At 34.3% G+C, this 7,618-nt stretch carries 7 protein-coding genes and 1 tRNA gene; 7 read left to right on the forward strand and 1 reads right to left on the reverse strand.

What is annotated here, in order from left to right:
• The first annotated feature begins 88 nt into the window (after positions 1-88).
• The 7 genes from rny to purB all read left to right on the forward strand — a co-directional run bounded on the left by rny (position 89) and on the right by purB (position 7,464).
• Entirely contained in the window at positions 89-1,630 is a 1,542-nt protein-coding gene (gene rny, locus PHP06_01670) for a ribonuclease Y (protein ID MDD3839269.1), read from the forward strand.
• A 95-nt stretch (positions 1,631-1,725) separates the two neighbouring features.
• Complete coding sequence (locus PHP06_01675) at positions 1,726-2,505, forward strand: TIGR00282 family metallophosphoesterase (protein ID MDD3839270.1); 780 nt, start codon at positions 1,726-1,728, stop codon at positions 2,503-2,505.
• Between the two features lie 116 nt (positions 2,506-2,621).
• Positions 2,622-2,882 (forward strand): stage V sporulation protein S, encoded by a 261-nt coding sequence (locus PHP06_01680; GenBank protein MDD3839271.1) that lies wholly within the window; start codon positions 2,622-2,624, stop codon positions 2,880-2,882.
• Positions 2,883-2,946: 64 nt separating this feature from the next.
• Positions 2,947-3,888, forward strand: a complete 942-nt coding sequence (locus PHP06_01685; protein ID MDD3839272.1) for a dipeptidase — start codon at positions 2,947-2,949, stop codon at positions 3,886-3,888.
• A 15-nt stretch (positions 3,889-3,903) separates the two neighbouring features.
• Complete coding sequence (locus PHP06_01690) at positions 3,904-4,728, forward strand: PHP domain-containing protein (protein MDD3839273.1); 825 nt, start codon at positions 3,904-3,906, stop codon at positions 4,726-4,728.
• Positions 4,729-4,839: 111 nt separating this feature from the next.
• Entirely contained in the window at positions 4,840-6,021 is a 1,182-nt protein-coding gene (locus tag PHP06_01695; GenBank protein MDD3839274.1) for a pyridoxal phosphate-dependent aminotransferase, read from the forward strand.
• Positions 6,022-6,033: 12 nt separating this feature from the next.
• On the forward strand, positions 6,034-7,464 hold the full coding sequence (gene purB / locus PHP06_01700) for an adenylosuccinate lyase (protein MDD3839275.1): 1,431 nt from the start codon (positions 6,034-6,036) through the stop codon (positions 7,462-7,464).
• A gap of 26 nt (positions 7,465-7,490) precedes the next feature.
• Here the strand turns inward: purB and PHP06_01705 are convergent.
• Positions 7,491-7,566 (reverse strand) — tRNA-Trp (locus PHP06_01705).
• Positions 7,567-7,618 lie beyond the last annotated feature (52 nt).

A 7,618-nucleotide genomic window follows, 5' to 3' on the forward strand; every position in this document is an offset into this window, starting at 1 on the left:
AAATTGATTTTAGATAAATTTTGATTAACAGCCTCCTTTGCTCTATTAATTCTTTTGTAAGTATAATAGTTACAGGGAGGTGTTAAGGATTAAAGCAATATACGTAGTTTTAACTGCAGCATTGGCTTTAGGCATTGGCTATGTATGTGGGTATATATATAGAAAATATATTGCAGAAGCAAAGATCGCAATTGCCGAAGAAAATGCCAAAAGGATAATTGAAGAAGCTAATAAAGATGCAGAAGCAAGTAAGAGGGAGTTACTTTTAGAAGCTAAAGAAGAGGTTCATAGACTTAGAAATGAATTTGACAGGGAAAGTCGTGAACGGAGAAACGAACTCCAGAGAATGGAAAAGCGTTTAACTTCGAAGGAAGAAAATCTTGACCGTAAGTCTGATAACCTAGAAAAAAAGGAAGATTATCTAAGTAAAAAGTTAAAAGATGTACAGAGAACGCAGCAGGAAACAGAAAAGCTTTACCATAAGCAATTAGAAGAACTGGAAAGATTGTCCGGGTTAACTTCTGATGAAGCCAAGGAATTATTGCTTAATGATATTAAAAAAGAGATTAAATATGATGCTGCTAAAATGATAAAAGAGGTTGAAGCTCAGGCAAGAGAAGAAGCTGATAAAAAATCAAAATCAATAATCGCTTGTGCGATACAAAAATATGCAGCTGAACATGTTGCTGAAACTACAGTTTCTGTAGTTCCGCTACCTAACGACGAAATGAAAGGAAGAATAATAGGCCGTGAAGGGAGAAATATAAGGACTTTAGAAACAGCAACAGGTATAGATCTTATAATTGATGATACTCCTGAAGCAGTTATTCTTTCTGGTTTCGACCCTATAAGAAGGGAAATTGCAAGAATAGCTTTAGAAAAACTTATTGTAGATGGAAGAATACATCCTGCTAGGATAGAGGAAATGGTTGAAAAAGCTAAAAAAGAGGTAGAAAGCAAAATCCGAGAAGAAGGGGAACAAGCTACATTTGAAACAGGTGTCCATGGTGTACATCCTGAAATGGTAAAGCTATTGGGAAGACTAAAATACAGAACTAGTTACGGACAAAATGTATTAAGACATTCATTGGAGGTATCCCATTTAGCCGGTATGATGGCCGCAGAAATAAATGGTGATATAAAGCTCGCTAAACGGGCAGGACTTCTACATGATATTGGTAAAGCAGTAGATCATGAAAGAGAGGGCTCACATGTAAAAATTGGTGGTGAGCTAGCCAAGAAATATAGAGAAAGTGATGATGTGGTACATGCAATACTTGCTCATCACGGAGATATTGAAGCTGTTACTGTAGAAGCTGCTCTAATACAAGCAGCGGATACTCTGTCTGCTGCAAGACCAGGTGCTAGAAGGGAAACGTTAGAAGCCTATATCAATCGACTGGATAAACTAGAGAAGATTGCTAATTCATTTGCAGGCGTTGAAAAGTCATATGCAATTCAGGCTGGACGAGAGATTAGGATTTTAGTAAAACCGGATTCTGTAAATGACGATGAAATAGTAGAAGTTGCTAGGGAAATAGTAAAAAATATTGAAAATGAAGTTGAATATCCTGGGCAAATAAAGGTGAACGTCATAAGGGAAACAAGAGCAATTGAATATGCAAAATAAGAACAGTATGCAATTGCATACTGTTCTTATTTTGTTGAATACATATAAACATAATTTAAAAAGTTTTTGTTTGTAGATTAGAAAGGAGAAAAATATTGAATATACTCATAATAGGAGATATTGTTGGGAAACCTGGGAGAAAAACAACCAAAGATTTTTTAGACAAAATAGAAAGTGAAGAACAAATCGATCTTATAATAGCGAATGGAGAAAATGCAGCAGGGGGTAATGGAATAACACAACAAGTGGCTGATGAATTGTTTAGCTATGGAATAGACGCCATTACAATGGGAAATCATGTATGGGATAATAGAGAGATATTTGATTTTATAGATAATGAGCCACGTATAATAAGGCCGGCAAATTATCCCCTTGGGACCCCTGGTAATTATATTTATCTTGTAGAAATAAAATCTAAAATTGTGGCAATTATGAATCTATTAGGAAATGTTTTTATGAATAACTTGTACTGCCCATTCATGATTGCAGAAAAACAGATTGAAAACTTAAGAAATAAAGCAGATATAATAATTATAGACTTTCACGCAGAAGCTACCGCAGAGAAAATTGCTTTAGCCAGAATGCTGGATGGAGATGTATCCATTTTATTTGGGACTCATACACATGTTCAAACATCTGATGAAAGGATTTTTCCAAAGGGAACAGCATATATTACAGATGTTGGTATGACCGGTCCATATGATTCCGTATTAGGAGTAGATATGGACATTATAATCAAAAAATTTAAAACTAAACTACCTGCAAGATATAAGATCGCTAAGGGTGCTTGTCAAGTTAACGCAATAATAGTTAATATTGATGATGATACCTCTAAACCCCAAAGCATTAAAAGGATCTTGAAGATATACGAATAAAAAGGAATTTTTTATAAAAAAGTTCTCTAAAAAAAGGGTTTTCTATAAATTTGTAGAATATAACAGTTAAACAAAGATATGAAATAATGCTTTACAAATGAGGGGGTATATGTTAAATGGAAGTATTAAAAGTATCAGCAAAATCAAATCCAAATTCAGTAGCAGGAGCTTTAGCAGGGGTTTTAAGAGAACGAGGCAATGCAGAAATGCAGGCTATAGGGGCCGGAGCACTGAACCAGGCAATAAAAGCAGTAGCTATCGCTAGAGGTTTCGTAGCTCCCAGCGGAGTCGACCTGATTTGTATACCTGCTTTCACAGATATCGAAATCGATGGTGAGGAGAGGACGGCCATCAAGTTGATTGTTCAGCCAAGATAACTTATTTTATATAAAAATTAAAACCTACGAATAGGTTTTAATTTTTTTTGAAAGGAAGTTGATTTTGTTGTTTAGAATAATCGATGGTCATTGTGATACAATGAGTAAAATATATAATTCAAAATCAAGTCTAAATCATAATAATTATCATGTAGATATAAAAAAGTTAAAACAGTCAAATGCAAACATACAATTTTTTGCAGCATTTGTTGATAAAAACAAAATCAAAGATACCTTTAGCGAAGTATTTTCACAAATTCATTATTTTTTTAGCCAGATTGAAGAGAATAATAATAGCATCTCTATCGCTAGAAGTTATGACGATATTAAAAATGCTCAACCTGAAGAAAAGATAGTTGCAATATTGTCAATAGAGGGGGGAGAAGCGATAGGTAATGATATAAGGCTTTTGCACGATTTCTATAATTTAGGTGTAAGAGAGATAGGCCTTACCTGGAATTATAAAAACCAAATTGCATGTGGTGTATATGAGCACAACCTAGATAATGGATTGAGCAGCTTTGGAAAATCAGTGATAAAAGAAATGAATGATTTAGGGATGATAATTGATGTGTCGCATATGGCAGAACGCTCCTTTTGGGACGTGTTGGATTGTTCCAATACACCTGTTATTGCATCTCATTCTAATAGCAAAAAAATATGCGATAATATTAGAAATCTATCTGATTCCCAAATACAAGGCATAGCAAGCAAAAAAGGATTGATTGGTATTAATTTTTTCCCCTTATTTTTAAATAACTCTAAAGAAGCTAATATATATGATATTATAAATCATATTGAATATATTTGCTCCCTTGTAGGGGTTGACCATGTTGCAATAGGTTCAGATTTTGACGGGATAGATCTCCTTCCTTCAGGGATCAAGGATTACAGCAGCATGTCCGTTCTTATAGACACTATGCTTAAAATGAATTATAATGAACAGAATATAAAAAAAATATTTTATCAAAACTACATGAGAATATTAAAACAAATTATCAGCTGAAAGGAAGTTTACTAAATGGCACAAGTGGACTTACATGTTCATACTACAGCTTCAGATGGGTTGCTAGATCCATGCCAAGTGATCTCTTGGGCAATTAAAAAAGGAATAAAGGCTATTTCGATAACTGATCATGATACTGTAGATGGCTATAGACAAGGCTTAAAATGTGATAATATAAAAGATATAGAGTTAATACCGGGGGTGGAAATAAACACCTATATAAATGACATAGAGATCCATATATTAGGTTATTATATGGATATTGACGATACAAGGTTCTTATCATGGCTGGATAAACTTTTTAATGCTAGGTTGGAAAGAGCCAAAAGGATGTTAAAAAAATTCAACCATTTAGGATTTGATTTTTCATTGGATGATGTAAAAGAGATTTCAAAAGATGGTGCAATAGGGAGACCTCATTTCGCCAGGCTGCTAGTAAAAAAAGGATTAGCAAGCTCAACTGAAGAAGCATTTAACAAATATTTATTACCAGGTGGTCCTGCATATGTACAAAGATATAAGCTACATCCTAAAGATGCAATTAAAATAATACGCCAGAGCAAAGGCATCCCAGTACTTGCACATCCAGGCTTGATACATAAAAAACATATAATCAAGTATATTATTGATGCAGGTATAGCAGGAATGGAAGTTTACCATTCCAAACATTCAAAACAAGAAACTGACCATCTGTTTAATGTGGCTGAAAAAAATAATCTTTTAATTACAGGCGGGACTGATTTTCATGGAGAGATGTATGATGGAATGCCCACCATAGGCGACGTTGGCATTGATTATAATACGTTTTTAAAACTAAAAAAATATAGAACCTCCCATTAATATAATGCATATAGTTTATTTGTCAATAAAATGAATTATGAAATTTTTATTTTTTTAATTGCATTATATAGATAATATATGCTATACTGTGAAGGAAAAAGGAGGTTTTATATGTATTTATCAGAAAAAGCAAAAAAAATAGAAGCATCTATTACGCTTTCTATTACCGCTAAAGCTAAACAAATGAAATCAGAGGGGATCAATGTTATAGGTTTTGGTGCAGGCGAACCTGACTTTGATACACCTGATTATATAAAGGACATAGCTATTGAGGCAATAAAGAAAGGGTTTACAAAATACACCCCTGCCTCTGGATTAATAGAACTTAAACAAGCTATTACAGAAAAGTTGTATATGGAAAATAGGTTAAACTATGATGTCAACCAAATAGTTGTTTCTAACGGCGCTAAACATTCGCTATTCAACACTTTCCAAGCTATATTGAACCCAGGGGATCAAGTGTTGATACCTACACCATATTGGGTTAGTTATCCTGAACTAGTTAAACTAGCCGATGGCTTGCCCGTATTTGTTGCAACAGATGCTAGCAACAATTTCAGATTAGATATAGGTGATTTAAAAAGAAAAATCAACAACAAAACTAGAGCAATAATAATAAATAGCCCATCAAATCCCATGGGTACTGTGTATTCAAAACAAGTTTTAGAGGAAATAGCGGACATAGCAGTTAAACATGGTTTATACGTTATTTCAGATGAAATATACGAAAAAATAATATACGATAAACAGCATTATAGTATAGCTTCTTTTGGTCCCGATATAAAAGATCTGACTATCACTATAAATGGTATGTCCAAAGCTTATTCAATGACAGGATGGCGTATAGGCTATGCAGCAGCTAATGAAGAAATAGTGAAAGTTATGGCAAATATTCAAAGTCATGCCACATCTAATCCAAATTCCATAGCTCAGTATGCAAGTATAGCTGCGTTAAAAGATGGAAATTCATCAATCAAAAATATGGTGCAGCAATTTAAAGAAAGGAGAGACTATATATACAAAAGGATCAATGCTATACCCGGTCTTTCCAGCATAAAACCACAAGGAGCTTTTTATATATTGATGGACATATCATCATATATAAATAAAAAAATAAAAGGAACGATGATTAAAAATTCAATTGATTTTTCAAATTTACTGCTTGATAATTGCAAGGTGGCAGTTGTTCCGGGAATTGCGTTTGGAAATGATAATTATGTAAGACTATCATATGCTACATCATATTCAAATATAAAAGAAGGGTTAGATAGAATAGAAGCTTTTTTACAATAGAAGGAGGTAAAAATGTACGACAAATATCAAAATCCGCTTATTACCAGATACTCAAGTGATGAAATGTTAGAATTATTCTCTGATGACAATAAATTTTCTACCTGGCGCTCTCTGTGGATCGCTTTGGCTGAAAGTCAGAAGGAATTAGGGTTAAACATCACCGAGGAACAAATAAATGAGATGAAAGCTTTCAAAGATGAGATAAACTATGATGTTGCACAAAAAAAAGAAAAAGAAGTAAGACATGATGTAATGTCACATGTTTATGCCTACGGTACGCAATGTCCGAAAGCAAAGCCTATCATCCATTTAGGTGCTACTAGCTGTTTCGTCGGAGATAATACTGATCTGATTATTTTTAAGGATGCACTTTTAATTATAAAGAAAAAACTCCTTAACTGCATAAATGCTCTATCAAAGTTCGCAATCAAGTATTATGATATGCCTACACTTGGTTTTACTCACTTTCAACCTGCCCAGCTAACTACTGTTGGAAAAAGGGCTTGCCTCTGGATTCAAGATTTGCTCATTGATCTTGAACAGATTGAGAGTGTAATAAACAATATGAAGTTAAGAGGTGCTAAAGGCACTACCGGCACTCAGGCAAGCTTTTTAACATTATTTGACGGTGACCACGAAAAAGTAAAAAAGCTGGATAAGATGATTGCACAAAAACTAGGTTTTAATGATACTTTTCCTGTCACAGGACAAACCTATACTAGGAAGGTAGATAGCATCATATTAAACGCGCTTTCCGGGATAGCCCAAAGTTGTTATAAATTTAGCAACGATTTAAGATTGCTTCAAAACCTTAAAGAAGTAGAGGAGCCCTTTGAAGACAAACAAATAGGTTCATCTGCCATGGCTTACAAGCGAAATCCTATGAGAAGCGAAAGAATATCTTCTCTGGCAAGATACGTAGTAGTATCGGCTTTAAATCCTGCAATAACAGCTTCTACCCAGTGGTTTGAGCGAACGCTAGATGATTCAGCTAATAGAAGGATCTCAATACCCGAGTCTTTCCTTGCGGTGGATGCGATATTAAATATCTATATAAATATATCAAGCGGTATGATAGTCTATCCTAAAGTAATACAAAACCGCATAGAAAAAGAGCTTCCTTTTATGGCTACCGAATATATCCTGATGGAGGCAGTTAAAAAAGGAGGGGATAGACAAGAATTGCATGAAAAGATAAGGCGCTACTCAATGCAGTCATCTAGGATGGTAAAGGAATTTGGAAAAGAAAATGATCTGATTCAAAGGATAAGCAAAGATGAAAGCTTTAATTTATCCGCTTCTGAACTTAATAATATTTTGGATCCTAAAAATTTTATCGGACGTGCTCCTGAACAAGTAGTAGAATTTATCAAGCATTTTGTCAATCCCATACTAGAAGAAAACGAGGATGTTTTAGGGCTAGAAGTCGAGTTGAAGGTATAAAAAAGACACCGTTTTCGGTGTCTTTTTGGCAGGGGAAGCAGGAATCGAACCCGCAGCCTACGGTTTTGGAGACCGTCGCTCTGCCAATTGAGCTATTCCCCTTCGGCACTACTTATTATAGAATATATTTTCGTGTACGTCAACATCTATTTTA

The organism is Clostridia bacterium, from assembly GCA_028698525.1.
Taxonomy (GTDB): Bacteria; Bacillota; Clostridia; order JAQVDB01; family JAQVDB01; genus JAQVDB01.

Bases quoted from the DNA above. Each gene is read 5' to 3' on its own strand.
- purB (MDD3839275.1), top strand. From the start codon at position 6,034: ATGTACGACAAATATCAAAATCCGCTTATTACCAGATACTCAAGTGAT.
- PHP06_01695 (MDD3839274.1), top strand. From the start codon at position 4,840: ATGTATTTATCAGAAAAAGCAAAAAAAATAGAAGCATCTATTACGCTT.
- PHP06_01680 (MDD3839271.1), top strand. From the start codon at position 2,622: ATGGAAGTATTAAAAGTATCAGCAAAATCAAATCCAAATTCAGTAGCA.
- PHP06_01690 (MDD3839273.1), top strand. From the start codon at position 3,904: ATGGCACAAGTGGACTTACATGTTCATACTACAGCTTCAGATGGGTTG.